Origin of the sequence: uncultured Aquabacterium sp. (assembly GCF_947366995.1) — a bacterium.
Taxonomy (GTDB): Bacteria; Pseudomonadota; Gammaproteobacteria; order Burkholderiales; family Burkholderiaceae_C; genus Aquabacterium.
Map to the genome: position 1 here is coordinate 1 of NZ_CANBCC010000021.1, position 25,330 is coordinate 25,330.

Below are 25,330 nucleotides of genomic sequence, written 5' to 3' on the forward strand. Positions count from 1 at the left end.
TCTGGACCGCTTCGGTCAGGCCTGCGGCGGTCTGGGCGCCTGCAGCCGTGGCGAGGCAGAGAATGACGAGAGCCGTGACTTCTTGTTTCATTGTTCAGCAAGCAACCGCATCGGCTCAGTCGAGACCGCTCACGGGCAGTGCAAACATTTTGTCACATATGGTGCGCATCTCTGCTGCTCGCTGACCCCTATCCGAGCTGCGCGTATAGCCCAACAGGCGAGTTTGGGATTCGGTCACCGATGATCCGCTTCGACATGCGGTCAGCAAACGGAGGTCGCCTTGGTTACGGACCCGCCTCTGATGAGCCATATGTGTACTGAATTCGAGGTCAAGGGCTTCGCGAGGTTGCGACCGCAGTGGTGCAGCTCTTCGCTCTTTGCAGACCAAGGAAGACACTGCTGCCCTCGGCGCACATGGATGTGTTTCACCGTTAATGTGCAACGGATCTTGTCATTTCCCCGTGGTTTCAGGTCTGCCCAGCCAAGCGTCGAGCAAGTCGTGCGCCCCCTTGTTTGCCCGTTGAGCAAATTGAGGCGCTAACTCTTTTACCGCTTCCTGCAGTGAAAAAGTAACGTCCGAAAGTGCAGCATTGATGTCACGGCGGTGACCGTCAAAATAAAACTTGTTTATCCCCAGACGATGTGCAACAGCAGAGGGCGCCCCCTCCTCGTCCGGCATTATCCAAAAGACCTTATCAGGCCCAAGCGCCCCTACCATGAGGCCTGCCAGAAACAGTGTTTCGTCCATCCTTTGACGTGCGCGCGCACTAGGTGCTCGCATGCATGCAGCGTCCGCCGGAGACGATACAAAGACTGCTACTTCAGCCAATGTAATAAGCTTCTTGGCACTGCCTACCGAAAATCGGTTCAGGCTGCCAATGTCCCAGGACCACAAGGTAACGTCTAACGAGGGTGACAGCTTCCTGTGTAAAGCCAGAGAGATAGCCGTCCCTTCGCTACTGGCCGCCATGAAGACCGGATTTCCCAATTTACCGCCACCCACTTTAAAACAGGGAGGATATGTGCTCCACCCACCCGCTTCAAGGGGGAAAACCATATACTATTTAGCTTACAACAGGGCGTACGAGTAGTCGCTGGCACGGGGCTGCGCCTTTTTGGTGGGGCGCAGCAATATGGGCGCTTTGGCCTACGTCAGAGACCTAGACGGCAACAAACTATGTTCGCTCTAACGGTTACCGAAGCCGGCTGCTTGACGCGCCCGGCCCGCACAGTCAGGCTCGGCTGATCGACACACCGCCGTCCACCAGCAGGGCGGCGCCGGTCGTGAAGGTCGAGGCATCGGACGCGAGGTAAAGCACGGACTGGGCGATTTCTTCCGGGGTCGCCATGCGCTTCAGAGCATGAAGCGCCTTCACGTGGGCCTCCGCTTCCGGCGTGTTGGCCACCTCGCGGCCCATCGGCGTGTCGGTGCCACCCGGCAGGATCGCGTTGACGCGGATGCCGCTGGGGCCGAACTCGGTCGCGAGCGCCTGTGTGAGGCCGATGAGCCCGGACTTGCTGGCCGCGTAGGCCGCCATGCCTGGGAAGGCGGCGGTGTATCCCACGAAGGTGGACGTGAAGATCAGGCTGCCGCCCTGCCTCTTCAGCATGGCTGGAATCTGGTGCTTGGCCCCCAGGAATGCGCTGGTCAGGTTCGCTGCCAGCGTCTCTGTCCAGTCGTGCAACGTGACCGACGGCGTGGGGCCCATCGCGCCGAGCGTGCCGGCGTTGTTGAAGGCGATGTCCAGTCCGCCGAACGTCCGGACGGCAAGGGCCACCAGGGCCTCGGCATGGCGCTCGTCGCGAATGTCGCCAGCCAGGGCGACGGCGTCCCCGCCCTGCTCCCTGATCGCAGAGACGAGTGCGGCCAGTTCCGCCTCGCGCCGCGCCGTCACGACAACCCGCGCGCCCTGTTGTGCCATCAGCCGGGCCGCGGCGCGGCCGATGCCCGAACTGGCCCCGGTCACGATGGCGACCTTCCCATTCAACTGCGTCATGTTTCTCTCCTTGGTGGATGAAGGGGCGAGTCTTCGGGTTTCGGCGTTGCGTGGCACTCCGTTTCTTGCTGTGAGCAGGGCGGTTTGTGCCCGTCTCTGGCAAACTCGATTCAAGAGAAATGGCAGAGCGTGCGTGGCACAGTGAGGATCAGATCGTGGAAGAGCGGTCTTCTCAACGCCCCTATCTGTGAAACCCGGGAGAGAAAATGATTGACCACACCGGTGTCGTCGTGAGCGACATGGCGCGCAGCAAGGCGTTCTACGAAAAGGCGCTTCAGCCCATCGGCTACGCGCTGATGATGGAGATCCCGGCCTCTGTCACCGGCCATGCCGATGTGGCGGGATTTGGCGAACCGCCGAAGCCGGACTTCTGGCTCAGCAGCGGCACACCCAACAAGCCGCCGGTGCACATCGCCTTCCGCGTCATGTCGCGCGCGCAAGTCGATGCGTTCCATCGGGCGGCAATGGCAGCGGGTGGGGTGGACAACGGGCCGCCTGGCCTGCGGCCGCATTACCACCCGAGCTACTACGGCGCGTTCGTGCTGGATCCGGATGGGCACAACGTCGAGGCCGTGTGCCACGAGGCGGAGTGAGCCCGCCCTGACCTTCAGGCCTGCGATGCATTGAGGCTTGAGAGGACGTCCCGCGCGGTTGTCAGCGCCTTGCCATGGGCGAGACGTTCCAACGCATCGGCCGCATCCATGTCGCCTACCGCCAGCAGATCTGCCAGGGCTTGAAGGTCGGTCAGCAATTCTTGGGGGCGAGGCGGGCCTGCATCCTGGGTGATCGGTGATCGAGCCCACCTCATGCTCGGGGTGCAGCATCAGCTCATCTCCTGCGCGGCCAGCCCGCGGCATTTCCCGGCGTCAGAACGTGATGCGGACCGACGCGGCGCTTCTGTTTGCCTCACCGTGGTAGACCGCTTCGATGTTGTTGCCGTCCGGGTCCAGCACGAAGGCGGCGTAATAGCCGGGGTGGTAGGGGCGCTCCCCGGGGGCGCCGTTGTCGCGGCCGCCATGCGCCAGCGCCGCCGCGTGGAACGCCTGCACCATGGCACGGTCACGGGCCTGGAACGCCAGGTGATGCCGTCCGGTGAGTGCGCCTTGCGCCGCGGCGCTCTCGGCCGTTGAAACAAACAGTTCGTCCGCCCAGAAGTAGTCGTCGGCCTCGCCTCCGAGCGGGATGCCCAGTGCCCCCAGCACCGCCTCGTAGAACACCCTGCTGGCCGGCAGATCCTGTACAACGAGTTGAATGTGATCAATCAGCCGGCCGCGATGCAGTTCCTGCGTTTCCATGGTGTGCTCCTGAGTGCGCATGAGTATGGGAGCGGCGGCCGAAAAGCGGAGGCGCTCATGGCAACCGACCCGTATGATCTCCAGCGGTTCCTCGACGCGCAAGAGCACAGCTACGCTTCTGCTCTGGCAGAACTGCGCGCCGGCCGCAAGCGCTCGCACTGGATGTGGTACATCCTGCCGCAACTGCGGGGCCTGGGACACAGCGAGATGGCCTGGCGATATGGCATTTCCGGGCTGCCCGAGGCCGAGGCGTATTTGAATCACCCGCAGTTGGGCCCTCGGCTCATCGAGTGTGTCGAGGCCGCGCTCACGCACAAGGCCACCTCGCCCGTGGCGATCTTTGGGGACATCGACGCAAGGAAGTTTCACTCCTGCGTCACGCTCTTCGCCGCGGTCAGCCCGGCCGGCTCGTGCTTCCATGAAGCCTTGGGGCAGTGGTTTGCGGGCGAGCGCGATGGGAACGCTTTGGTGTTAAGGTGAACGGACAGACCATTCAGAAAGCACCCGCCATGGCCAAGCCCAATTACCAGTTCGAAAAGCGGCAGCGCGAACAGCAGAAGAAGCTGAAGAAGGCCGAGAAGGCCCAGCGCAAGGCGCATGCCGAACCGGCAGCGCCATCGCCCGACATGCCTGCCCCCCAGGGTGAGCCCCTGCCTGGTTGAGCCCCCGGACGCGAGGCCACACCTTCAAGAGGACCACAACATGCCCAAAGGCGAACAGCGCAGCAACAAGATGGCCAAGAAACCGAAGAAAGACACCAGTCCTCCGAAGGAATCCACCGCCACCTCCACCCGGCCCATTGCGCCGACCACGTCCGTGCTGCCCAAGGGCAAGTTGAAGAACAAGTAAGGACCTTCCCATTCGCCCCACTCTCTTGACCGCCGCGCTGGCCGGCGTGATTGCTGCACTGGCATGGCCTTTTCTGTGGGCCCGGTTCGGTGGCCCGACCGCTGCAGGCGGCGTCGAACTGATCGTGTCTACCCTCCTGGTCATCGCCTTGCCGGCCCATGCTTTTGTGGTTGGCTTTGGCCGTTCCGCCGAGGCGTCGGGGCGCACGCTGGACACCGCGCTGCTCAAGCGCGTCGGGGTGTGGTTGCTCGCTGCCGCGGCCACCGTGGTCGTGCGTGGCGCCCTGGGGCTGTAACCTTCCCATCATGCTCACCCCCGATCAGTTCACCGCCTTTCTGTTCGCTGCCGTGCTGGTCACGGCCACGCCTGGTCCGGACAACCTGATGGTGCTGGGGCTGGGCATGTCAAAGGGCCGCCGCCAGGGTATGGTGTTCGGTCTGGGCTGTGCAGTGGGCTGCCTGAGTCACACCGCCCTGGCCGTGCTGGGCGTCAGTGCGCTGATTGCCGCTTCCCCGGTGGCCTTCACGGCTTTGAAGACGGGCGGCGGGCTGTACCTGATGTGGTTGGGCTGGCAGGCCTTGCGCAGCCGTGGCCCGACCCCTGTACCGGGTGCCTCCGCGATGGAGGACACGCCCTTGGGGCGACTGTTCCTCAAGGGCATGCTGGCCAACGCGATCAACCCCAAGGTCGGGTTGTTCTTCCTGTCTTTCCTGCCGCAGTTCGTGGCGAAGGACCACGGTTCAGCGGCCGGTCAGATCGGGGCGCTGGGGCTTGTGTTCACCGTACAGGCGGCCGTGCTGTTCGGCGCGCTGGGATACTTTGCCGGGCGCGTGGGCCAGTGGCTGGCCAGACGCCCGCAAGTTGGCCCGTGGCTGGACCGTGTGGCAGGCGGCGTCTTCATGGCGCTCGGCCTGCGGCTGGTGGTTGCGCGCTGAGCATTCAGGCGCGCAGCAACTGCTGCAGCCCTTCGACGCCCACGGGCGGCTTGGCCGTCCAGGGCACGACAAACACCTCACGCGCCAGACCATCGGCGATGCGGGCCATCTGCTTGCGCTCGCCTGCCAGGCGGGCGGTCAGGAGCGGGTCGCGCGTGCCCGCGGCCAGGATCGAGCGGTTCACGACCCAGGCATAGGGTTCGATTTTCGCCCGCCGCAGGTCGGCCTGCAGCGCCGCGGCCTGCGAAACCGGCGTCGTCTCGGGCAGCGTCACAAGGACGATGTGCGTGTATTGAGGATCCTGAAGCCGCATCAGCGGCGTGATCAGATGTGCGGCCCCCCCGCTGCCCTCGAATTCGCGGGTCATCTGCCGGTGATAGGCCCCCGTGGCATCCATCAGCAGCAGCGAATGGCCTGTCGGTGCGGTGTCCAGCACAACGAATGCGCTGCGAGCCGACGCGACCGTGCGCGAAAAGGCATGGAACACCGCCACCTCTTCGGTGCACGGCGATTTCAGGTCCTCCAGCATCAACGCCCGCTCGTCGTCGCTCAGGCCGGCCCCGCGGCTGGCCATGATCTTGTCGATGTAGCGCTGCGTTTCGGCCTTGGGGTCGATCCGGCTGACGTCCAGCCCCGGCAACTGGCCATCGAGCGTGCTGGCGAGGTGGGCGGCCGGGTCGGTGGTGCTCAGGTGCACGGCATGGCCTCGCTGCACCAGGCCGACGGCCAGTGCGGCCGCCAGCGTCGTCTTGCCCACCCCACCCTTGCCCATGACCATGATGAGGCCCTTGCCGGCGGTGGCCAGATCGTCCACCAGGCGCTGCAGGGGCGCGGCGGGCAGCGAGGTGTCTGCTGGCACGGCCGTGGGTTGCAGAGCCTGCGCGGCGGCGTCGTCCAGCAGGGCGCGCAGGGCAGGCACCCCCACGGTGTCGAAGGCGCGCAGCGGCACCGAGGCCCGCGGCAGCGCTTGCAGGGCCGCCGGCATGTCGGCCAGCGCGGCGTGGCCCCACGCTTCCATCGCTTGGGCGATGGGGTCGTCGGCGATGCTGGCCCGGAACACGCCATTGATCGCCAGCATCTGGCGCTGCAATCCCAGCGCGTTCAGTTCGACAGAAGTCCGGCCGGCCTCCTGCAGGGCGCCCTTCTCCGGGCGCGTGACCAGCACCACCATGGTCTGCGCCGGGTCGGTCAGCGCGGCCAGTGCGGCATTGAAGCGGGCTTCCTGCATCTTCAGGCCCGAGTGCGGGCCCAGGCACGAGGCGCCCCGGTCGTTGTCCTTCAGGAAGCCGCTCCAGGCCTTGGGCAGGCTGAGCAGCCGCAAGGTGTGGCCCGTGGGGGCCGTGTCGAACACGACGTGATCGAAGTGGGCGGCGTCGCCGGCCAGCAGGCTCGAAAACTCGTCGAAGGCGGCGATCTCGGTGGTGCAGGCGCCGGAAAGCTGCTCGCGCACCGTGGTGCGGGCCTCGTCGGTGGTGTCGTCGCCCATCTGCGCGATCACGCGCCGGCGGTAGGCTTCGGCCGCCTCATCCGGGTCGATGTTCAGCACGGACAGGCCGGGCACGGCGGGCACCGGCGTCGGCGTGTTGCGCAAGGGCACGCCCAGCATCTCGTCGAGGTTGGAGGCCGCGTCGGTGCTGACCAGCAGGACGCGCAGGCCACGGTCAGCCAGCTGGATGGCGGTGGCGGTGGACAGCGAGGTCTTACCCACGCCGCCCTTGCCGGTGAAGAAGACGAATCGGGTGGGTTGGTCGAACAGTGTCACGTGCGGCTCCCTGCAGATTACAGCGCGCGCTGGTTGACGCGGCGCATCAGTTCCTCGGCGGATTCCTTGCGTTCACTGTAGCGGTCGACCAGGTACGGTGCCATGTCGCGCGTCAACAAGGTGAACTTGACCAGCTCTTCCATGACGTCGACCACGCGGTCGAGGTAGCTAGAGGGCTTCATGCGGTTGTGCTCGTCGAACTCCATGAAGGCCTTGGCCACCGACGACTGGTTGGGGATGGTGAGCATCCGCATCCAGCGACCGAGCACCCGCATCTGGTTGACGGCATTGAAGGACTGCGACCCGCCGCACACCTGCATCACGGCGAGTGTCTTGCCCTGTGTGGGCCGCACCGCACCCGCGTTCAGCGGGATCCAGTCGATCTGCGCCTTCATGGTGCCCGTCATGGCCCCGTGGCGCTCGGGCGAGCACCACACCATGCCTTCGCACCAGAGGGTCAGCTCACGGAGTTCCTGCACCTTGGGATGGGTGTCCGGAGCGTCGTCCGGCAACGGCAGTCCGCTCGGATTGAAGATGCGGACTTCGGCGCCCATGGCGCGCAGCAGTCGCGCCGCTTCCTCGGTCAGCAGGCGGCTGAAGGCTCGCTCACGCAGTGAGCCATACAACATCAGGATGCGCGGCGGATGGGCCGACGGCGTGCTGGCCCGCAGCATGGCCGGATCCGGCACGCGGAAGTGCTCTGCTGCGATCTGCGGCAGGTCGCTGAGATCAGGCGTGGCGTCAGACACGGCGTTGACCTTGCGCGTCGATCACCACTTCCCCGTCCTCCTTGCTGAACGGGCCCTGTTGCGGTTGGTGAAGGATGTCGAGCACCTTCTCGGAGGGCCGGCACAGCGCAGTGCCCTTCGGCGTGACGACGATCGGGCGGTTGATGAGAATGGGGTGCGCCACCATGAAATCGATCAGCTCGTCGTCGGACCACTTCGGGTCGGCCAGGCCGAGGGCATCGTAGACCTCGCCCTTGTTGCGCAGGACGTCGCGCACGGCCACGCCGCAGTCGGCGATGAGCTGGACGAGTTCAGCCCGTGTCGGCGGGGTGTCGAGGTAGTGAATGACCCGGGGCTCGATGCCCGCGTTGCGGATCAGCGCCAGGGTGTTGCGGGACGTGCCGCACTGCGGGTTGTGGTAAATCGTGGTGTCGCTCATGGCTCGATCGTCTTTCTTTGCTGCCTGAATCACTGGTCCAATGGCTCTCATGTTCACGCGCCGCGCGCTCCTGCAACTGGGCCTGGCTTTGCCGGGGGCTGCTGCTGCGTCGCGCACGGGTCTTTCTGCGTCCTGGCCGCAATGGGAGGCCTACGCCGCAGCGTTCATCCAGCGCGACGGCCGGGTGATCGATGACCAGCACGCCACACGATACACAACATCGGAAGGACAGGCCTACAGCCTGTTTTTTGCGCTGGTGGCGGGGGATCGGACCCGGTTCGAGACCTTGCTCGACTGGACGCGGGACCACCTGGCGGGGGGCGACCTGGGCGCCCGCCTGCCGGGCTGGCGGTGGGGCCGCCACGACGATGGGCAATGGGGGCTGGTGGATGCGAACGCGGCAAGCGATGCAGACCTCTGGTTGGCCTACGCGCTGCTGGAAGCCGGCCGGCTGTGGCGCGAGCCAGGGTGGCGCCGCCTGGGGCGCCGTGTGCTCGCGCTGAGCGGCGAGGCAGAGGTCGTCCGGGCGGGCGGCCTGACGGTCCTCCTGCCCGGGCCGCTGGGCTTCCGGCTGGATGAGGACACCGTGCGGCTCAACCCCAGCTACCTCGTGCTTCCGCAACTGCGGCGCTTTGCGGCCGAGCAGCCTGATGGACCGTGGCGCGATCTGGCATTCGATACGGTGCGCTGCGTGCAGGGCGCGGCACCACGGGGTCTGGCCCCGGATTGGGTGCGCTTGCGCGCCGGGCGCTGGCTGCCGGACAGCACCGCCCCCGATGTCGGCAGCTATGACGCCATTCGCTGCTACCTTTGGGCGGGGCTGACGCATGCAGGCGACCCACTGCGGGCGCCGTTGCTGGCCTCGCTGCGAGGGATGGCGGGCGTGATCCGGGCACGAGGTGGCGTGCCGCCTCAGCACGTGAACGTACGCGATGGCACAGGCAGCGGGACCGCGCCCTCCGGCTTTGCGGCAGCGCTGCTGCCCTGCTTTCATGCGCTGGGCGACGCAGCTCAGGCGCAGGCGATGGCGGCCATTGTGAACGCCGCGCGGACGGCCAGACAGGGGCCGGCGGGTGCGCTGCCTGATGCGGTGGCACCATCTGCCCGATTGCTGGCGCAGCCGGAGCAGCCGCCCACCTACTACGACCAGGTGCTGGCCTTGTTCGGTACGGGCTTCATGGCACGCCGCTATGGCTTCCGAGCCGATGGCAGCTTGTGGACCGTTTGGCGGTCGTGAGCATCAGGGCACCCACGACATGCCAAAGGTGAGGTAAGTCCCCGTGCGGCCGTCCCGGTCTCGCTGCTGGCCTGCGCTGAACGTGGTCTGGACCCCGTGATCCCAGTTGCGCCCGATCACCACACCAGCAGCGGCATCGGCATAGCGCCGTCCTGCCTGGTAGGCCGCTTCTGCCCCGGCCACCCAGGCGCCACCGACCGGTCGGTGGCCTCTCAGTCGGACATGGTGGTCGCGGGGCCCCAGGCTGTACGCCGCTCTGGCTTCGAGCGTCCAGCCATCCGCAAGCTGTTGAATCAGCGCCGCCTGCGGCGACACCGAAGCCCGGGTGCCTTCCACGCTGTCGTCGAGCCCTTGGGGGTCGAGCCGGCTGTGCCGCGCGCCCACGGCCAGCGCCAGTTCGATCTGGCTTGATCCGGTCGACCATGCATGGCCGCGCGCGAACTCGATGCCGGGTGCATGCGCGTGCACTCGAACGCGCTGCCCGTTCTGCTCGGTGTCATAGCGATAGCGCAGCATGCTGACCACAGCCCGCGAGAAGGGCCCGCTGCCGAGCAGCTGCCCGGCATCGAAGCGCACCGCGCCAGCGTAGGTGTAAGCGCTGCTGCCCGAGAACTGTGCGCCCCCGAAGGCCAGCCACGGTGCCTCTGCTGTCGCGGCAGACTGGGCCCGGGCTTCAGGGCTGCCCGCAGCAATGGCGGGGGCGATCAGTGCAAGCACCAGCTTGTTCATGAGCGGGCTCCATCGTCCCGACGCTGCGCCGGCTGGGGCGGCAGGTGCCGCCGGCGGTAGATGTCCAGCGCCTTGCGGGTGAACCAGACGAGCAGGGCCAGCAGGACGATGAGGAGGAAAAGCGAGGTCCACGGGTACTGCGAGATCCAGAGGCCCAGCCCCCCGCGCAGCGAGTACGCCGTGAACGGCGCATCTTCCGCGGAATGCGTCTGCACCGTCTCTTCACCGGGGCGCCACGTGGCGCGGTCGCCTTTCAGCTGGCTCCATGGCCCGTGTGCGACCAGGGTGCCAATGGCAGCTTCGAGCGTGGCGGGCGTGGGCGCCGTGAACACCGTCATGGGGGCGTCGCGCACCAGGGCCGTGGCCGCAAGCGCACGGTTGCTGGGGCCGGGCCGCAACGTCACACCGGCCGACAGCACCGAAGGGGCGGCGTCGAAGTCCTCGATGTGGCGCCTGAGCGCCTGGAGGGTGTCGCCGCCTTCGAGCACGGCCACCGACGACGACTGGATCAAGGGGACCGCATCGACCAGTTCGCCCTCCGAGCCGATGCCGGCCGCATCGCGGACAGCGGCGGGGAGCTGTCCCAGCGCCCCGACCCAGATGCCGTGCCGGACGCCCTCGACGGGCCCGATGGCCATCTGCGTGCGCAGCAGCGGCCCCTTGAACACCTGCGTGAGCTTGGCCATCAGCGTCATGGCGGCCCCCACCGTGGCGTCGTCTCCGGCAGCGAGTTGGACCGCCATGCCGACGCCAACCGGTGCGCCGGGCGTGGGGCGCCCGCTTTGTGCAAGCAGCGCCAGATCTGGCCGACGCATGGGGCTGCCGCCAAAGGTCTGGATGGTGCTGTCGTCGTAAACCGTGACCGCCAGATTGCCGGGAAAGAACGGCTGGCACTCTCCCCCGCGGGTTTGCGGGACGAGAGCCGGCTCGAAACTCAGCGTGTTCCAGCCCGGGCGCAAGGCCCCTGCGGGCAGGCTGACCGCGTAGTTGTCATAGCTGCCGCCTGCGGGTTCGCTCAAGGGGATGGAGCCATGCACCACCCCATTGGCCACGATGTTCAAGGCCGATTGGGGCGCCATGCCCGCGGTGTAGCTGGCATGGACGCGCGTCTGGATGCGACCCTGCCAGGCGTCGTGCCACAAGCGAAGCGTGGTGCCACCGCTCTGCAGGCCCTTCAACGTGGCGGTGCGGTAGCCCAGCGCGCTCAAGGGATAAGCCTGGGTCGAGGGCTTCAGCGAGGCCGCCACCCCGGTGACGGAGCCGAGGGGCGGCATCCGGATCGAGGCCACCGCAGCCCAGGGCGTGTCGGGCCAGGGCATGGCCGGCATGGCAAACGCGGCGGCCGCCAGCCGCAGGTCCTGTTCCGTTTCTGCTGCAAAGACCACCATGAAGCGGGTGTCATCGCCGGGCACGTGCTGCAGCGACACGATGGGGCCCCGGTTGCGGGGCACGTTCGGGGGCAGGACGCTGGCCAGATCGGCAAAGCGCCCGGCCACGATGATGCCCGGTGCGTCGGCGGGCAGACTGGTGGCCAGTGAGGCAAGGCCCGGCGGCAGGCGTCCGGTGCGCAGCTGAACCGGGACGTAGTCGAGGCGCTGGCCCACGCCTTGCGCCACGAGGTTGAGCGCCGTGAGCATCTCGGCGCTTGCAGGGCGAGGGGTCAGCACAGGCAGTACGACGCGAGGCGCCCAGGTCAGGCGGGAGAACAGGTCTTCCAGTCTGTCCAGCCGGGTGGGGGGCGCGGTGAGGGTGTGCTTCACCGAGAAGCTGGAACCGGTCAGGTCCACGTCCGTCCAGAGTTCCGGTGCCAGCGGATACTCGCAGCGGTCCGTGTGGTGCTGAACGGCCTGAAGGCGCACATCGTTGTACCCGTGACGAAGCACATCGGGAGGCACGTCCAGATCGGCCTCAACCCGCGGGGATCGGCCATCCAGTGGCACTTGCCCGACGACGTGGCCGTTGACCGACACGGCGAGAGAGCCCGTCGTGAGCGCGGACGAGGCCGTGGCGCGCAGCCGCAGGCGCAGCTGCTGAACGGTCCAGTTCGGCGGCAGCGGCAGAGACACGCCGGCCTCGCCCTCCACCCCCCGCAATCGCAGCGGCGCAGTCGATCCCATGATGGCTGACAAGGACATCTGCCGCTCCGTGGGCAAGGGCTCTGCCCGTGCTGTCGTGAGCGCCATCACGCAACTGAGGAGCCCCGCGCCCCACAGCGCACTGCTTCTTGGCCACCACATGCATCATGCCTTTCCGCGATCCTGACGCGTGCCGTCAGCAAGCGAAGTGCCCGCCTGCGACGGCCGCCTTCGCACGCCGCGCTGCAGGGATTGCCACCAACGGTGGCCGACGCGCATGAGGTCGGCCTCGACATGCACCAGGTGGTCGATGCCATGGTGCCCGGCGTGCCGGAGCAGCCGCCACACCGATCGAAGAATCGATTGCCCCCCGTGGCGATGCCGGTTGTTGTCCACCAGAACCGAGCTGGAGCCAAAGGCGATGGAGACGGCCAGTCGTTCATCCTGCAGCGAGCGGAACCGGTATCGCACGCCCAGTGCCACCAGTCCGTCGGGGCGCACCCGCGCCGCCTGCACCGTGCCTTCCAACTCCACGCCTCGCCCGAGGAACTCGGCCCACACCGGCAGGCCGATCAACGACTCCACAGGCCGGTTGCCTGTCCATTGCTCAAGTACCAGGCCCGCGCCGGATGCCGAAGCGTCGACAGTCCGGCCCTGCCATGACTGGCCGTCCAGCAGCACGCCGGCCGACTCCCTGTGCGGCGCGCGCGGCTCGGCACGCAACTGGCGGCGTTCGAGCGTGATGCCCAGTGCGCCGAGCAGGAGCACCAGGTCGGCCACCGCCCAGAACTGCACGAAGGCGATGCCGCTACGCTGCCAGGTGGCGTCTGCATAGCGCTCGGCGCCCACGATGATGGCCATCACCGTGAGGGCCAGCAGGATGTAGAACGGCCAAGCCAGCGCCGAGACGAACTGCTGGTCCAGCACCTCGCCTTTCGGGGTCACCTTGAACGTCGGGGCCTGCGGCTGACGCAGTACCTTCCACAGCCCGGACACCACGTAGACCGACTGCACCACCTCGTACAGCTGCGACACGAAGGGCCACCGCACGCGGCCATAGAAAAACTGGGTCGACCACAGCGAGGCCAGCAGCGCCGGCCCGGCATAGGCCAGCAACTGGTCAGCGGTCGTGTCGCACAGCGTGATGCCGAACAAGAGGTAGACCGGGGGGGCCAGCAGCATGATCAACCGGGATGCCGCAAAGCCCCAGTACACGGCAAAGTTCGTGTAGAGCATGCGCTGCATGAAGCTCAGCCGCGGCTGCAACCAGGGGTTCTTCAGCAGGAAGATCTGCATCATCCCCTGCCCCCAACGGACGCGCTGCACGATGAAGCCCGAGAAGGTCTCGGGCTGCAGGCCGGACACCATGGGGCGGTTGTAGTAAGCCGAACGGTAACCGAGCGAAAGGGCATCGAGCGTGGTTTCCGCGTCTTCGGTGATGGTGCGGCCCGAGATGCCGCCCAGCTCATCGATCACCGCGCGACGCAGGATGGCCGCGGAGCCACAGAAGAACGACGTGCCCCAGAAGTCGAGACCCGGCTGCATCACGTCGTAGAACAGCTCGTTCTCTGATGGCGAGGCCTGGTGGGTTTCGAGGTTGCGTTCGATGGGATCCGGGCTGACGAAGTTGTGCGGCGTCTGCAGCACGAAGAGCTTCGGGTCGGCCAGAAAGAAGCCGACGCACCGGGTCAGGAAGTCCTCCGCGGGAATGTGGTCGCAGTCCAGCACCAGGATCAGCTCACCTCGCGTATGCGCCAGGGCGCTGTTGATGTTGCCGGCTTTGGCGTTCAGATTGCGGTCCCGCGTCAGGTAGCCCGCCCCGGCCCGCTGGGCCAGCGCCTGCAGCGTGGTGGCCCGTTCGGCGGCGGCTGCCGCACGAGCGGGGTCGGCGTCATTCAGCTTCTGCGCCGTCCCGCCGTCGTCGAGCAGCCAGACGTGCAGCTTCTCGGCGGGATAGCGCAACTGCGTGGCCGCAATGAGCGTCGGGCGCACGATCAGCGGGTCTTCGTTGTAGGTCGGGATGTAGACGTCGACGTGGGGCCACGTTGCGGTGTCCGAAGGAAGCGGGACGGAACGCCGGTAGAACGGCTCGCTGTTGATGACGAAGCCGAAGAGCGTGTTGATGAAGCTCCACCCCTCCGCCAGAAAGAGCAGGAGTCCGCACACCATGGACAGCAGCCCGTACTGAAGGGGCAGTGACTCGAACGCGCGCCACTGCATGTAGCGAAGAAACAGGAACGTGCTGACCGCGATGACCGTCAGACGCAGCAAGGACTTCATCCGCAGGGTCCGGGCCCGTCCCGAGAGGCTCACCGCCAGCATGAGCACACCGAGCAAGGGCGCGGCCAGGAGAAGCTGCGCGCCATGTGCCAAGGGGAGAGTCGCCACGGCGGTAAAAATTGCACCCAGCATCACCCAGGCGCCCAGCGTCGCCAGATCTCGGTGCGGGGAAGGAGCAGCGGCCATCGGCCGGCTCGAGCAGCCGCTGTGCCCGGCTGCGCGTCGCTATGGCGGTGATAGGAAATCTTGCGTTGTTCCTCGCGTCCTCGGCTTCTAGACTTTCGAACACGTTGCGGAAAGAAACAGGAGTCCAGAGATGTCTACCGAAGCAAAATGCCCGTTCGCGGCCGGCTCGTACGCCGCCCCCATCGCCCAGGCCCGCCGGAACCACGACTGGTGGCCCGAGCAACTCAACCTGTCGGTGTTGCATCAGCGCTCCCCGCTGTCCGACCCCATGGGTGCCGACTTCAACTACGCTGAAGCCTTCAAGCAGCTCGACCTGGACGCCGTCGTCAAAGACCTGCATGCCTTGATGACCGACTCGCAGGACTGGTGGCCCGCTGATTGGGGCCACTACGGCGGCCTGTTCATCCGCATGGCCTGGCACTCTGCCGGCACATACCGCATCCACGATGGCCGGGGCGGTGCCGGCAACGGTTCGCAACGCTTCGCGCCCCTCAACAGCTGGCCGGACAACGGGAACCTGGACAAGGCGCGCCGACTGCTCTGGCCGATCAAGCAGAAGTACGGCCGCACCCTTTCGTGGGCCGACCTGATGATCCTGGCGGGCAACGTGGCGCTCGAATCCATGGGCTTCAAGACCTTCGGGTTTGCCGGCGGCCGCCAGGACATCTGGGAGCCCGAGCTCGACATCAACTGGGGCTCCGAAAGCGAGTGGCTCGCCACCAGCGACAAACCCAACAGCCGCTACAGCGGTGACCGCCAGCTGGCCAACCCGCTGGCCGCCGTGCAGATGGGCCTGATCTACGTGAACCCCGAAGGTCCGGACGGCAACCCCGACCCGGTGGCCTCGGGCCGCGATGTGCGCGAGACCTTTGCCCGCATGGCCATGAACGACGAGGAAACCGTCGCGCTGGTGGCCGGCGGTCACACCTTCGGCAAGGCGCACGGTGCGGGCGATCCGAAGCTGGTCGGGCCCGAGCCGGAAGGGGCGCCCGTCGAAGAACAGGGCCTCGGCTGGATCAACCAGTTCGGCACCGGCAAGGGCGTGCACACCACCACCAGCGGCATCGAAGGCGCCTGGAAGCCCAACCCGACCCAGTGGGACAACGGCTACTTCGACATGCTCTTCGGTTACGAGTGGGAACTGACGAAGAGCCCGGCTGGCGCCCACCAGTGGACGCCGAAGAACTGCAAGCCGGAGCACCTGATTCCAGATGCCCACGACCCGAGCAAGAAGCACCCGCCGATGATGACGACGGCCGACCTGTCGCTGCGTTTCGACCCGGCTTACGAGAAGATCTCGCGCCGCTTCCACCAGAATCCGGCCGAGTTCGCCGACGCGTTTGCCCGGGCCTGGTTCAAGCTCACGCACCGGGACATGGGCCCGCGTGCCCGCTACCTCGGCAAGCTCGTGCCGCAGGAAGTGCTGATCTGGCAAGACCCGGTGCCCGCGGCAGACCACCCGCTGATCGACGCGAACGACGTGGCGGCCCTCAAGGCGAGGGTGATGGCGTCCGGCCTGTCGGTGCCGCAGCTGGTTCGCACGGCGTGGGCCTCGGCATCCACCTTCCGCGGCAGTGACAAGCGCGGTGGCGCAAACGGGGCCCGCATCCGCCTCGCGCCGCAGAAGGACTGGGCCGTGAACCAGCCGGATGAACTGGCACAGGTGCTCGGCGTGTTGACTGCGATCCAGACGGACTTCAATGCGATGCAGACCGGTGGCAAGAAGGTGTCGCTGGCCGATTTGATCGTGCTGGCGGGTGGGGCCGCCATCGAGGCGGCAGCCAAGGCGGCGGGCCACGATGTGACGGTGCCGTTCGCCGCCGGGCGCACCGACGCAACGCAAGAGCAGACTGATGTCGAGTCGTTCGCCGTGCTCGAACCGGTGGCCGACGGCTTCCGCAACCATGCCCGCACGGGATCGGAGGCGCAGGCGGCCGAGTTGCTGATCGACAAGGCACAGTTGTTGACGCTGACCGCGCCGGAAATGACCGTGCTCATCGGCGGCCTGCGCGCGCTGAACGCCAACACGGGCCAGCGCGCCCACGGCGTGTTCACGCACCGCCCGGGTGTGCTGACCAACGACTTCTTCGTCAACCTGCTCGACATGCGCACCGCCTGGAAGCGGTCGGCCACGGCGCCGGGCGTGCTGGAAGGCCGCGACCGGCAGTCCGGTGAAGTGAAGTGGACCGCCACTGTGGTGGACCTGATCTTCGGCTCGAACTCGCAATTGCGCGCGCTGGCCGAGGTCTATGCCTCTCAGGATGCCGAGAAGACCTTTGTGCAGGACTTCGTGGCGGCCTGGACCAAGGTGATGAACCTGGACCGCTTCGACCTCGCCTGATCCGCTCTGGCCCGATGAGGGCCGGATCGGGTGACGTGCCGCGCAGGCGGAACCTGCCTAACATAGCGGCTCTCTTGCCGCTTGATGTGCCTGATCGCCCATGTCCCGACTTCTCTCCGAACTGCGCCGTCTGTATGGCCTCGATGCAGGACCGGCCTCTGCCACGACCCCCACGCTCATCGACGCCGAAGGGCGTACCCGCACGCTGGTGATCGAGCTGGCACGGCCCGCGGACTGGGGTGCGCTCGCCCGGCTCTGGGAAGGCCTGCAGGCCGATCTGGATTGGCCCGCCCCGTCGATCGCGATCAATGGCCGGGACGGCTTTCAGCTGTGGGTGTCACTCGCAGAGCCGGTGACGGCCGCGCAGGCCGGGGCCTTGCTTGCTGCGCTGGTGGCGCGCTACCTGGCCGACGTGCCCGCGCAGCGGGTGGCCCAGTGGCCCGGTCGTGCAGAAAGCGGCGTGGCCTGGCGCCATGTGGATCTGGTGCCTCGCGAGCATCCCGGCGGGCAGTGGTCGGCCTTTGTCTCTCCGGGGCTGGCCCCCGTGTTTGCCGACACACCGTGGCTCGACATCCCGCCCGGCGAGGACGGCCAGGCCGATCTGTTGAGTGGCCTGAAGTCGGTCGGCGGGGAGCAACTCCGTGAGGCGGTGGCGTCCCTCGGGGGCGAACGTCGTGAGGACGCGGCCGCTCAGGCGGTTCAACCCGCTGGGTCTCCGGATCGCGCCCCTGCTGCATCGGGCCCGCAGAGCGAACCGCATCGCTTTCTGCTGCAGGTGATGAATGACGAGCGGGTCGACATGGCGCTGCGCATCGAGGCGGCGAAGGCCTTGCTGCCCTACGCGGCGAACGGCGTGTGACGCGACCGGTCAGACCGGCCAGCCACGGAACGCCTCGCAGGCTGGCTCGACCTTGCCGCACAACTCCGGCCGGTAGCCCTCCAGCGCCTGAAACGCCGCCTGGCAGGCCGGCGATCGCAGCATGCCCAGCAGCCGCTGTGCGCCCTTGGTTTCCAGCGTACTGGCCGACATGAGCAGGCCGTAGCGCTCGGTCTGCACCGGGATGAACTCCAGGCCAAACCGGCGCGCCGAGGTTTCGACCCCGAAGCCCGCATCGGCCATGTGACTGGCCACGTGGGCGGCCACGGCCGAATGCGTGTGCTCGCCCGGCGTGCCATCGGCCAGCGGGGCCGGGTCCAGCCCTTCGGTGCGCAGCAGCGTCTCCAGCAGGAGGCGCGTGCCCGAACCCGGCGCACGGGCCACAAAGCGGACTTCGGGTCGCAACAGGTCGGCCAGCCGGTCGATGTGCAGCGGGTTGCCGGGCTTCACCATCAGGCCTTGCCGGCGGGTCACCATGTGAACGTAGATCGAACCGGGCGCGAGCCATCGGCCGTATTCACGCAGCACCTCGCCTTGCACCGGGCCGGTGGGCAGGTGCAGGCTGGCCACATCGGCCGATCCCCCGTTCAGCGCGGCCAGCGCCTGGCTGCTGTCGGTGTAACGCCAGTCCATCGGCTCACCGGCGTCGCGCAGCAGGCGCTGCAGCGTCTCGATGGCAAAGCCGTGGCTGGCACACACGCGCAGTGGGCGCTCGGCATCGCGCAGCACGCGGTGCAGCTCGGCCTGAAGCTCGAACGCCAGGCTGTCGAGCTGTGGCCGCAAACGGGCCTCGAAGCGCCGCTGCGCCCACACCAGGGCCTGACCGAGTGGTGTCAGCTCAGATCCCTTGCCGCGCGCCATCACCACCAGCGGCGCGCCCATGGCGGCCTCGGCCTCGCGCACCAGCTCCCACGTGTGGCGGTACGACGCGCCGTGTGCCTTGCAGGCGGCCGAGAGGCTGCCGTGTGCCTGGATCGCCAGCAACCAGGTCATCACTCGGGGCGGCAACGGCGCGCCGCCGGGGCCGGTCACCTGCCAGGCTGGGTCGATGTGAACGTGCAGAGGCTTCATATGCTGCATGCGGCATATGTTATCGGCTGTCGGCAGCTTATTGCCACAGCCGGGCGGCTTCTCTACATTGCGGCTGATGGATGGCGGCCTCGCTGCCAGGCGGAGGAACATGCCTGTTCTGGCATAAACATAGCGAGCGCACCGATGAGCGAAGCAAAGATCCAGTTCTACAAAGGCCCCGCCGGGGGATGGGGCGCATTGCGCAGCGTGGCGCGCCAGCTGCTGCAGCATCGCATCGCTGCCAAGGGCTCGCGCACGCTGCTGTCGGCCAACCAGCCCGATGGCTTCGATTGCCCCGGTTGCGCCTGGCCCGACCGTCAGCATGCCTCCAGCTTCGAGTTCTGCGAGAACGGCGTGAAAGCCGTGGCGGCCGAAGCCACCGCCGACCGCGCGACCCCCGACGTGATCGCCCGCCACACCGTGACGGAGCTGCGCGGCTGGAGCGACCACGCGCTGGAGGCCATGGGCCGCCTGACCGAGCCGCTGGTCTACGACGCGCACACCGACCGCTACCGCGCCATCGGCTGGGACGAAGCCTTCGCCATCGTGGCCCGCCACCTGCGCGCCCTGCCCTCGCCCGACGAGGCGATCTTCTACACCTCGGGCCGCACCAGCAACGAAGCCGCTTTCCTCTATCAGCTGTTCGTGCGCGAGTTCGGCACCAACAACTTTCCGGATTGCTCGAACATGTGCCACGAGCCCAGCGGCATGGGCCTCAAGGGCAGTGTCGGCGTCGGCAAGGGCACGGTCACGCTGGACGACTTCGAGCTGGCCGACTGCATCCTGATCTTCGGGCAGAACCCCGGCACCAACCACCCGCGCATGCTCGGTGAACTGCGTGCGGCGGCCCGACGCGGCGCACGCATCCTCAGCTTCAACCCGCTGCGCGAGCGGGGGCTCGAGCGGTTTGCCGATCCGCAAAGCCCGGTCGAGATGCTCTGCGGCGGCGCCATCACCATCTCGTCCGACTACTTCCAGCTCAAGGTGGGCGGCGACATCGCGCTGCTCAAGGGCATCATCAAGCACCTGCTGCAGCTCGATGACGTAGCCTTGGCCAGCGGGCAAGCGCGCGTGCTCGACACCGCCTTTCTTGCCGAGCACACCGTCGGCTTCGAGGCCCTGCGTGCCGACATCGAAGCGGAAGAGTGGGCCCTGATCGAGCGCGAGTCGGGACTGAGCGCCGAGCGGCTGCGCCATGCGGCCGAGGTGATTGCTCGCTCTGACAAGGTGATCGCCTGCTGGGGCATGGGCATCACCCAGCATCGGCACGGCGTGGGCGCAGTGCAGATGATTGCCAACCTGCTGCTGATGCGCGGCATGGTGGGCCGGCCCGGTGCCGGGCTGTGTCCGGTTCGTGGCCACAGCAATGTGCAGGGCGATCGCACCATGGGCATCTACGAGAAGCCATCGGCCGCTTTCCTGGATCGCTTGCAGGCCGTGTATGGGTTCGAGCCGCCGCGTGCCGAGGGGTACGACACCGTGGGGGCCATCGAAGCCATGCGCGATGGGCGCGCGTCGGTGTTCTTTGCCATGGGCGGCAACTTCGCAGCGGCCACGCCAGACACGCCCACCACCTGGGCCGCACTGCAACGCTGCGCGCTGACGGTGCACGTGGCCACCAAGTTCAACCGCAGCCACACGGTGATCGGCCGCGAGGCGCTGGTGCTGCCCTGCCTGGGCCGCACCGAGATCGATGAGCAGGCACATGGCATCCAGCATGTCAGCGTGGAAGACTCGATGAGCATGGTGCACCTGTCGGCTGGCATCAACGCGCCCGCCTCGCCGCACCTGCTGTCGGAGCCGATGATCGTGGCGCGGCTGGCCGCTGCCACCTTGCCCGACAGCCGCGTGCCGTGGATGTGGCTGGTGGAGGATTACGACCGCATCCGCGACCACATCGAGGCGGTGTTCGATGACTTCAAGGGCTTCAACGACAAGGTCCGCCAGCCGGGGGGATTTCGCCTGCGCAACACTGCGGGTGAGCGCGTGTGGGCCACGGCGTCGGGTCTGGCCGAGTTCCATGTACACGCCATCCCGACCGACACCGCCGTGCACCGTGCCAAGGCCGTTGCCAGTGGTGAAGGCTTGGCCGGCATGGTGTTCACGTTGACCACCGTCCGTTCGCACGACCAGTACAACACCACGGTGTATGGCCTCGACGACCGTTACCGAGGCGTCTTCGGCCAGCGGCGCGTGCTGTTCATCCACGCCGAAGACCGCGCGCGGCTCGGCCTGCCGGAAGGCGCCTGGGTCGACCTGGTTGGCGCCGCACCGGACGACGACCGCGTGCGCGAGGCCGAAGGCTTCCGGCTTGTGGACTACGACATTCCGCGCGGGTGCGTGGCCGGCTACTACCCCGAGACCAACGTGCTGGTGCCGCTGAGCAGCCACGCAGTCGGCGCGCGCACGCCCACGTCCAAATCCATTCCCGTCCGCCTGCGTCCGTCGCGGGCGGTGACGGAGGCCGCTTGAACCGCGACCCGGTGTTTGATACGGGGCCCGCCATGCCGGGTGTCGTTCCCTTCGACGTGGTCCGTCACGATGGCGGCCACACGCAGCCGCGCGCCGATGTCGTCATCGACGAGCGACCGGTTGCACTCGTCTACAACGGGCTGTCGCACGTGGTGATGATGGCGACGCCGCTCGACCTGGAGGACTTCGCGCTTGGCTTCTCCTTGTCCGAGGGACTGCTGAACTCGGTGGATGAAGTGCGCGACCTGACCGTGCAACCCGGCGCCATGGGCCTGACGGTGCAGATCGAGGTTTCGCCCCGCGCCTTTGCCCGGTTCAAGGACCGCCGCCGGCATCTGGCCGGGCGCACCGGCTGTGGGCTGTGTGGCGTGGACAGCCTGCAGGCCTTTCACGAGGCCTTGCCTGCGAGCACCGAGACCCAGCGCACGGGGGCCCTCCCCGGCCCCGCTGCCATCGCACGGGCCTTCGCTGCCTTGCCGGCCTTGCAACCCTTGCAGGCCCAGACGGGCGGATGCCACGCGGCGGCGTGGAGCAACGTTCAGGGCGAGATTCAACTGGTGCGCGAAGACGTGGGCCGTCACAACGCGCTCGACAAACTCATCGGCGCCCTGGTGCGTCAGGGCGAGGCCCTGCCTGAGGGCTTCGCACTGGTCTCGAGCCGGGCGAGCCACGAGATGGTCAGCAAATGCGTTCGCTTGGGAGTGGGCACCCTCGCTGCCATTTCGGCGCCCACCAGCCTGGGCGTGGATCTGGCGCGGCGGGGTGGTCTGCAGCTGTTCGGCTTCTGCCGCAGCGAGGTGGCGGTGCAATATGCGTGACTTGATCCTGACGGAAGTGAGACTTCAAGCTTTGCGCCCTTCCTCAGGCCTGTAGCGGTTGACAGCGAGCACGGCGATCAAAGCGAGACCAAGTGCGCCGCGAACCAAAAGGCGGCGATGGAGACCATACCTATCGTCGTGACTGGAACAATGAACATCCCTGCCTCGAAAGGCGCATCGTCACTGCAAGGGCATCAGGCCCTGCTTTTGCATGTCCCACACCGTCCAGAGGATGGCGTCTGACAGGGCTTGCTTGAGAGCGTCGTTGTTATCCCGGTAGGTTTGCAAGCCTGGCGGTGCCGAATCGCTACCAAAGCGGATGTTCACATCCACGCGCACCGGCGGGTGCGCCACCACCTTGTCTTTGGTAGTGATTTGCAGCGACACGTCGTATTCGCCCTTGGCGGTGAAACCAATGGCGCCGAGGGTCAGGCCGCCCAGCACGCCGTGAGCGATGCCCCGCGCTGTGTCGCCAGCCGTGGAATCTACCTCCTTAACCACAACGAGCACCTTGCCGTCCTCGCCCTGCGGGGAGGGCTGGATCACCCCCGTCTTCTTCAAGGCCGCCACCGCGCCGGTGTACACCCAGGGGCTGGCGTCGTTGTACAGCTCCTCACCGCGGTAGCGGCGGGTCACCACTTGCAGGCGGAGGGGCTCCTGGGCGGCGACGATTTGCTGCGGCTCGATGGTGGCGAACTGGTGCGTCACGTAGGCCGTGGGCGGCGTGGTGCAGCCGGCCAGGCCAATGAGGGCCGCGCAGGTGAGGAGCAGCTTGGCTTTCACGGTGGTGTCCTTCACTTCTGCGCCGAGACCTTCGAGGTCACAGGCTGGCGGGTGACTTCGTCTTCGATCCAGACCGAGGAGTCGCTTTTTGAGAGGATACCGACGACGCGGTACCGCTTGTCGGCCTGCGGGGTGAAGTCCACCACGCCTTCCACCTCGAAGAAGGTGCCCATGGCGCGGCTGGCGATTTCATGAATGGGCATTCCCGTGATATGGCTGCCGCGCAGCTTGACCTTCATGGCCTGAGCCGGAATGAGTCGCTCGGTGACTTCGAGCCGGATGGTGGCGCCCTTGCCGTAGCTGGCTTGGCGTGTGGTCAGGAAGCTGTCTTGGATGCTGTGCCCATCGATCGCCGTGAGCGCGAAGATCTGCGCCTTGCTGCCGTCTTCGGCCATGCCGCTGTCGCTCACTGTGGCTATGGGGCCGGTGTAGTTCTGAGGGATGGGTTTGTAGCTCGCGCAGCCGGTGATGGAGACGAGGGTGGCAAGGAGGAGGGTTGGGAGGAGTTTTTTCATGTGCGTTTGAGATGGGTAAGGAGACCGGGTTTGTGGTGACTTGGTCGGAGTGCGTTGCTGAACCTGGGTTCGCGCATGAGGGCCTTGCCTTCGATCGCTTGCGTGCCGTTGAAGTACGCCGCCATTGGTCGGCGCTTCGTCCCATGACATGTGATGACGCAGAGCCAAGTGCCCAATGGAATGGCTCCCATGCGATAGGTCAGCAATGCAAGTAGGGCCCATCCGACAGCGCGAACTAGCGAGGTGTTAGGGCTTCGCGAACGCCGCTTGGAGCTCAGCAATTGAGTATGGCGGCTCCCGTCGGTGAAGCATTGCATGACAGTTCGGGCAGACCGGGCGGAGATCGGCAATTGGATCAACTTGGTAAGCAGCCTTGATCGTGGAAAGAGGTTTTAAATGATGAACCTGAATGAAGCCGTGCCCGATTGCCCCATACTGCTTTTCAAAGTTCATCTGACAAACGGAACAGCTTAACCCGTAATGTGCTAGGCAGGCTTGTCTCGCAATCGGACTGCGCTCGTAAGCATTCACGAGGACGGACTTTGCTGTTCCTTCTGTGTAGGTCTGTGAAGGAGAGAGCTCCTCTGGGCCTGAGAAGAGTTCCGCTCCGTCCTGAAGCTCGAGGACTGGAATGTAGCTATACCCATAGCTCTCAGAGACTGGCTTTCCATCAGAGGCCTTTAGGAGGCGAGAGATGGGGAACTTGCATATCACGGGCTTACAGTTGCTAATAACGTATAGGGACTTAACTGCGGAATCGGATTCTTCCCAGAGGCCTTCAGTCTCGGTGCTTGCCGGCGCGGACTTAAGCCACGCCTCAGTGTCGTGGCTACCTGTCTTAGGGTCCAAAATAAGAATTTTTAGGGTCGCCTCGTGGGTAACGACCGGTGCGTCTCCAATGGCGGCAAGGTAGATCTTTAGAGTCTCCTGCTTGTCCAATGCTTTCTTCGCGTTAGTCCAGCGAACGGATGAGCGAAACGTGATCGGTTCGCTGGGACTCACCTTTGCGCGTTCAACGGCTTCTTCAATGTACGCGCGATGATTTCGCGCGAATATGGCAAGTCGATGCATCTAGTTCACTCCTTCGAACGCCTAACGAATAGCGAGGTCGGTTGTTTGATGTGACCTAACGCCCCATGTAAGCAGCGCTTGAGCACCGAAGGTGCAGAGGGTGCCAAGCTATAGAGGGCGGCAATGAAGCTCATTGCCAAGTTCCAACTCTAAGGTGCCTAAAAAATCGCTACTGATTAGCTCTGGATATTGCGAAAAATCGTTCAGTTGCGCGATCTTAAGTTGATCAAGAAAGCGCTGACCATCTATTAGCTCGATAAATAGGCCTTTTGATGAGGCAGTGGCCACTACCTCCGCACCGCCAGACTGAAATCTGGAGGTTGTTACAAAGGCGCCCTTGGTATATCCGTTCAGTACCATGGTTCCCAAAAGCTACCCGTATGGACGAGACTTCTATTGCATTCTTGTGCCGCTTGACCTGAACAGCGGTATATTGATTTTCGCCGTTGCGAAGAACAACATCGACTCCACCTCCGCGTTGAACCGACAGTTAGGTCTTCGCATACTTGACCTTCAAAGTCATGTTCCCCGACTTGCCGACCATTACCTTAATTGGAACTCCTTCGATATTGCTACCAAAGTCGAGGCCGACTTGTTGAGACAACGTTACTTCGAGGCTTTCAGCCCCAGATTCCTTTCCTGCTTTAATGATCTCGATTGCTGCTCGCTTCTGTTGCTCGATTGTCGCTTCTGTTGGCGCAAACAGCTTTTCGCCAGCATCAATCGCTTTCTTACCAAGGTAGGCCAGCGGGCCTATTCCTGGCACAATAAGTAGCGGCAAGTCCTTGTCCTTGATTTGCCTGGCTGCCTCAAGCAGTCCCTCTTTCGTGGTGAGGTCGAATTTTGTGTTCATTTTTTGGGGCTGAGGAC

At 65.9% G+C, this 25,330-nt stretch carries 27 protein-coding genes and 1 pseudogene; 11 read left to right on the plus strand and 17 right to left on the minus strand.

Annotation, left to right across the window (positions count from 1 at the left end):
- Positions 1–451: 451 nt before the first annotated feature.
- Positions 452–748, minus strand: a complete 297-nt coding sequence (locus tag Q0Z44_RS07785) for a hypothetical protein (protein WP_298011595.1) — start codon at positions 746–748, stop codon at positions 452–454.
- A gap of 484 nt (positions 749–1,232) precedes the next feature.
- Complete coding sequence (locus tag Q0Z44_RS07790; protein WP_298011596.1) at positions 1,233–1,997, minus strand: SDR family oxidoreductase; 765 nt, start codon at positions 1,995–1,997, stop codon at positions 1,233–1,235.
- Positions 1,998–2,203: 206 nt separating this feature from the next.
- Between Q0Z44_RS07790 and Q0Z44_RS07795 the strand changes: the two genes are divergently transcribed.
- Positions 2,204–2,590: a VOC family protein gene (locus tag Q0Z44_RS07795; protein ID WP_298011597.1), complete on the plus strand. Its 387-nt coding sequence runs from the start codon at positions 2,204–2,206 to the stop codon at positions 2,588–2,590.
- A gap of 14 nt (positions 2,591–2,604) precedes the next feature.
- Here Q0Z44_RS07795 and Q0Z44_RS07800 read toward each other — a convergent pair whose 3' ends face one another.
- Both Q0Z44_RS07800 and Q0Z44_RS07805 read right to left on the minus strand, forming a co-directional pair.
- Positions 2,605–2,748, minus strand: coding sequence for a hypothetical protein (locus tag Q0Z44_RS07800; protein WP_298011598.1), 144 nt, complete (start codon positions 2,746–2,748; stop codon positions 2,605–2,607).
- Positions 2,749–2,863: 115 nt separating this feature from the next.
- The gene (locus Q0Z44_RS07805; protein WP_298011599.1) at positions 2,864–3,292 is read right to left on the minus strand and encodes a VOC family protein; all 429 of its coding nucleotides are present in this window, start codon (positions 3,290–3,292) and stop codon (positions 2,864–2,866) included.
- Between the two features lie 57 nt (positions 3,293–3,349).
- On the opposite strand from Q0Z44_RS07805, the gene Q0Z44_RS07810 reads away from it, so the two are divergent.
- Genes Q0Z44_RS07810 through Q0Z44_RS07830 form a run of 5 tightly spaced genes read left to right on the plus strand, consistent with a single transcriptional unit; the run spans position 3,350 to position 5,076 of the window.
- On the plus strand, positions 3,350–3,772 hold the full coding sequence (locus tag Q0Z44_RS07810; protein WP_109038778.1) for a DUF1810 domain-containing protein: 423 nt from the start codon (positions 3,350–3,352) through the stop codon (positions 3,770–3,772).
- A gap of 29 nt (positions 3,773–3,801) precedes the next feature.
- Positions 3,802–3,954, plus strand: coding sequence for a hypothetical protein (locus Q0Z44_RS07815; protein WP_170119687.1), 153 nt, complete (start codon positions 3,802–3,804; stop codon positions 3,952–3,954).
- Between the two features lie 40 nt (positions 3,955–3,994).
- Positions 3,995–4,141, plus strand: a complete 147-nt coding sequence (locus tag Q0Z44_RS07820) for a hypothetical protein (RefSeq protein ID WP_298011601.1) — start codon at positions 3,995–3,997, stop codon at positions 4,139–4,141.
- A gap of 25 nt (positions 4,142–4,166) precedes the next feature.
- Entirely contained in the window at positions 4,167–4,436 is a 270-nt protein-coding gene (locus Q0Z44_RS07825) for a hypothetical protein (RefSeq protein WP_298011603.1), read from the plus strand.
- Between the two features lie 10 nt (positions 4,437–4,446).
- Positions 4,447–5,076 (plus strand): LysE family translocator, encoded by a 630-nt coding sequence (locus Q0Z44_RS07830; RefSeq protein WP_298011605.1) that lies wholly within the window; start codon positions 4,447–4,449, stop codon positions 5,074–5,076.
- A 4-nt stretch (positions 5,077–5,080) separates the two neighbouring features.
- Here the strand turns inward: Q0Z44_RS07830 and arsA are convergent, their stop codons facing one another.
- From arsA to arsC, 3 genes are read right to left on the minus strand one after another with little or no spacing between them, the layout of a single operon-like run.
- The gene (gene arsA / locus Q0Z44_RS07835; protein WP_298011606.1) at positions 5,081–6,838 is read right to left on the minus strand and encodes an arsenical pump-driving ATPase; all 1,758 of its coding nucleotides are present in this window, start codon (positions 6,836–6,838) and stop codon (positions 5,081–5,083) included.
- 17 nt (positions 6,839–6,855) lie between these two features.
- Positions 6,856–7,587, minus strand: a complete 732-nt coding sequence (gene arsH / locus Q0Z44_RS07840) for an arsenical resistance protein ArsH (RefSeq protein ID WP_298011607.1) — start codon at positions 7,585–7,587, stop codon at positions 6,856–6,858.
- Positions 7,580–8,005 (minus strand): arsenate reductase (glutaredoxin), encoded by a 426-nt coding sequence (arsC, locus tag Q0Z44_RS07845; protein WP_109038543.1) that lies wholly within the window; start codon positions 8,003–8,005, stop codon positions 7,580–7,582. The genes arsH and arsC overlap by 8 nt, the downstream gene beginning before the upstream one ends.
- A gap of 49 nt (positions 8,006–8,054) precedes the next feature.
- Here arsC and bcsZ point away from each other — a divergent pair, with 49 nt between their 5' ends.
- Positions 8,055–9,242 (plus strand): cellulose synthase complex periplasmic endoglucanase BcsZ, encoded by a 1,188-nt coding sequence (bcsZ, locus tag Q0Z44_RS07850; protein WP_298011609.1) that lies wholly within the window; start codon positions 8,055–8,057, stop codon positions 9,240–9,242.
- Between the two features lie 3 nt (positions 9,243–9,245).
- Here bcsZ and bcsS read toward each other — a convergent pair whose 3' ends face one another.
- The 3 genes from bcsS to bcsA form a co-directional block, all read right to left on the minus strand.
- Complete coding sequence (bcsS, locus tag Q0Z44_RS07855; protein WP_109038545.1) at positions 9,246–9,971, minus strand: cellulose biosynthesis protein BcsS; 726 nt, start codon at positions 9,969–9,971, stop codon at positions 9,246–9,248.
- Positions 9,968–12,106, minus strand: a complete 2,139-nt coding sequence (locus tag Q0Z44_RS07860) for a cellulose biosynthesis cyclic di-GMP-binding regulatory protein BcsB (RefSeq protein ID WP_298011612.1) — start codon at positions 12,104–12,106, stop codon at positions 9,968–9,970. The genes bcsS and Q0Z44_RS07860 overlap by 4 nt, the downstream gene beginning before the upstream one ends.
- 105 nt (positions 12,107–12,211) lie before the next feature.
- On the minus strand, positions 12,212–14,512 hold the full coding sequence (gene bcsA, locus Q0Z44_RS07865) for a UDP-forming cellulose synthase catalytic subunit (RefSeq protein ID WP_298011613.1): 2,301 nt from the start codon (positions 14,510–14,512) through the stop codon (positions 12,212–12,214).
- 130 nt (positions 14,513–14,642) lie between these two features.
- Between bcsA and katG the strand changes: the two genes are divergently transcribed.
- On the plus strand, positions 14,643–16,853 hold the full coding sequence (gene katG, locus Q0Z44_RS07870) for a catalase/peroxidase HPI (protein WP_298011615.1): 2,211 nt from the start codon (positions 14,643–14,645) through the stop codon (positions 16,851–16,853).
- 100 nt (positions 16,854–16,953) lie between these two features.
- Positions 16,954–17,712 (plus strand): hypothetical protein, encoded by a 759-nt coding sequence (locus Q0Z44_RS07875; protein WP_298011617.1) that lies wholly within the window; start codon positions 16,954–16,956, stop codon positions 17,710–17,712.
- 9 nt (positions 17,713–17,721) lie between these two features.
- Here Q0Z44_RS07875 and Q0Z44_RS07880 read toward each other — a convergent pair whose 3' ends face one another.
- A complete protein-coding gene (locus tag Q0Z44_RS07880; RefSeq protein ID WP_298011618.1) occupies positions 17,722–18,801 on the minus strand; it encodes a substrate-binding domain-containing protein in 1,080 nt (359 codons plus the stop codon).
- 144 nt (positions 18,802–18,945) lie between these two features.
- Here Q0Z44_RS07880 and Q0Z44_RS07885 point away from each other — a divergent pair, with 144 nt between their 5' ends.
- The gene (locus Q0Z44_RS07885) at positions 18,946–21,273 is read left to right on the plus strand and encodes an FdhF/YdeP family oxidoreductase (protein ID WP_298011619.1); all 2,328 of its coding nucleotides are present in this window, start codon (positions 18,946–18,948) and stop codon (positions 21,271–21,273) included.
- 32 nt (positions 21,274–21,305) lie between these two features.
- The gene (fdhD, locus tag Q0Z44_RS07890) at positions 21,306–22,091 is read left to right on the plus strand and encodes a formate dehydrogenase accessory sulfurtransferase FdhD (protein WP_298011620.1); all 786 of its coding nucleotides are present in this window, start codon (positions 21,306–21,308) and stop codon (positions 22,089–22,091) included.
- Positions 22,092–22,271: 180 nt separating this feature from the next.
- Here the strand turns inward: fdhD and Q0Z44_RS07895 are convergent, their stop codons facing one another.
- The 6 genes and pseudogenes from Q0Z44_RS07895 to Q0Z44_RS07910 all read right to left on the minus strand — a co-directional run bounded on the left by Q0Z44_RS07895 (position 22,272) and on the right by Q0Z44_RS07910 (position 25,313).
- Positions 22,272–22,874, minus strand: a complete 603-nt coding sequence (locus Q0Z44_RS07895; RefSeq protein WP_298011621.1) for a hypothetical protein — start codon at positions 22,872–22,874, stop codon at positions 22,272–22,274.
- Positions 22,875–22,885: 11 nt separating this feature from the next.
- A complete protein-coding gene (locus Q0Z44_RS07900; protein ID WP_298011622.1) occupies positions 22,886–23,389 on the minus strand; it encodes a hypothetical protein in 504 nt (167 codons plus the stop codon).
- Between the two features lie 246 nt (positions 23,390–23,635).
- Positions 23,636–24,460 (minus strand): HNH endonuclease, encoded by an 825-nt coding sequence (locus tag Q0Z44_RS07905; protein ID WP_298011624.1) that lies wholly within the window; start codon positions 24,458–24,460, stop codon positions 23,636–23,638.
- A 108-nt stretch (positions 24,461–24,568) separates the two neighbouring features.
- On the minus strand, positions 24,569–24,820 hold the full coding sequence (locus Q0Z44_RS18295; protein ID WP_366517588.1) for a hypothetical protein: 252 nt from the start codon (positions 24,818–24,820) through the stop codon (positions 24,569–24,571).
- A pseudogene (locus Q0Z44_RS18300) lies at positions 24,813–24,950 on the minus strand (restriction endonuclease); the annotation flags it as partial. The pseudogene Q0Z44_RS18300 and the gene Q0Z44_RS18295, both read right to left, overlap by 8 nt.
- The gene (locus Q0Z44_RS07910; protein ID WP_298011625.1) at positions 24,951–25,313 is read right to left on the minus strand and encodes a hypothetical protein; all 363 of its coding nucleotides are present in this window, start codon (positions 25,311–25,313) and stop codon (positions 24,951–24,953) included.
- Positions 25,314–25,330 lie beyond the last annotated feature (17 nt).

What these genes read in the sequence shown, in the direction of transcription:
- Q0Z44_RS07810 (WP_109038778.1), top strand. Translation starts at nt 3,350, where the DNA reads ATGGCAACCGACCCGTATGATCTCCAGCGGTTCCTCGACGCGCAAGAG.
- katG (WP_298011615.1), top strand. Translation starts at nt 14,643, where the DNA reads ATGTCTACCGAAGCAAAATGCCCGTTCGCGGCCGGCTCGTACGCCGCC.
- Q0Z44_RS07805 (WP_298011599.1), bottom strand. Translation starts at nt 3,292, where the DNA reads ATGGAAACGCAGGAACTGCATCGCGGCCGGCTGATTGATCACATTCAA.
- Q0Z44_RS07830 (WP_298011605.1), top strand. Translation starts at nt 4,447, where the DNA reads ATGCTCACCCCCGATCAGTTCACCGCCTTTCTGTTCGCTGCCGTGCTG.
- Q0Z44_RS07885 (WP_298011619.1), top strand. Translation starts at nt 18,946, where the DNA reads ATGAGCGAAGCAAAGATCCAGTTCTACAAAGGCCCCGCCGGGGGATGG.
- Q0Z44_RS07785 (WP_298011595.1), bottom strand. Translation starts at nt 748, where the DNA reads ATGGACGAAACACTGTTTCTGGCAGGCCTCATGGTAGGGGCGCTTGGG.
- bcsZ (WP_298011609.1), top strand. Translation starts at nt 8,055, where the DNA reads ATGTTCACGCGCCGCGCGCTCCTGCAACTGGGCCTGGCTTTGCCGGGG.
- Q0Z44_RS07860 (WP_298011612.1), bottom strand. Translation starts at nt 12,106, where the DNA reads ATGTCCTTGTCAGCCATCATGGGATCGACTGCGCCGCTGCGATTGCGG.
- Q0Z44_RS07795 (WP_298011597.1), top strand. Translation starts at nt 2,204, where the DNA reads ATGATTGACCACACCGGTGTCGTCGTGAGCGACATGGCGCGCAGCAAG.
- Q0Z44_RS07815 (WP_170119687.1), top strand. Translation starts at nt 3,802, where the DNA reads ATGGCCAAGCCCAATTACCAGTTCGAAAAGCGGCAGCGCGAACAGCAG.
- Q0Z44_RS07820 (WP_298011601.1), top strand. Translation starts at nt 3,995, where the DNA reads ATGCCCAAAGGCGAACAGCGCAGCAACAAGATGGCCAAGAAACCGAAG.
- bcsS (WP_109038545.1), bottom strand. Translation starts at nt 9,971, where the DNA reads ATGAACAAGCTGGTGCTTGCACTGATCGCCCCCGCCATTGCTGCGGGC.
- Q0Z44_RS07875 (WP_298011617.1), top strand. Translation starts at nt 16,954, where the DNA reads ATGTCCCGACTTCTCTCCGAACTGCGCCGTCTGTATGGCCTCGATGCA.
- arsC (WP_109038543.1), bottom strand. Translation starts at nt 8,005, where the DNA reads ATGAGCGACACCACGATTTACCACAACCCGCAGTGCGGCACGTCCCGC.
- Q0Z44_RS07910 (WP_298011625.1), bottom strand. Translation starts at nt 25,313, where the DNA reads ATGAACACAAAATTCGACCTCACCACGAAAGAGGGACTGCTTGAGGCA.
- fdhD (WP_298011620.1), top strand. Translation starts at nt 21,306, where the DNA reads ATGCCGGGTGTCGTTCCCTTCGACGTGGTCCGTCACGATGGCGGCCAC.
- bcsA (WP_298011613.1), bottom strand. Translation starts at nt 14,512, where the DNA reads ATGGCCGCTGCTCCTTCCCCGCACCGAGATCTGGCGACGCTGGGCGCC.
- Q0Z44_RS07880 (WP_298011618.1), bottom strand. Translation starts at nt 18,801, where the DNA reads ATGAAGCCTCTGCACGTTCACATCGACCCAGCCTGGCAGGTGACCGGC.
- Q0Z44_RS07900 (WP_298011622.1), bottom strand. Translation starts at nt 23,389, where the DNA reads ATGAAAAAACTCCTCCCAACCCTCCTCCTTGCCACCCTCGTCTCCATC.
- Q0Z44_RS07790 (WP_298011596.1), bottom strand. Translation starts at nt 1,997, where the DNA reads ATGACGCAGTTGAATGGGAAGGTCGCCATCGTGACCGGGGCCAGTTCG.
- Q0Z44_RS18295 (WP_366517588.1), bottom strand. Translation starts at nt 24,820, where the DNA reads ATGGTACTGAACGGATATACCAAGGGCGCCTTTGTAACAACCTCCAGA.
- Q0Z44_RS07905 (WP_298011624.1), bottom strand. Translation starts at nt 24,460, where the DNA reads ATGCATCGACTTGCCATATTCGCGCGAAATCATCGCGCGTACATTGAA.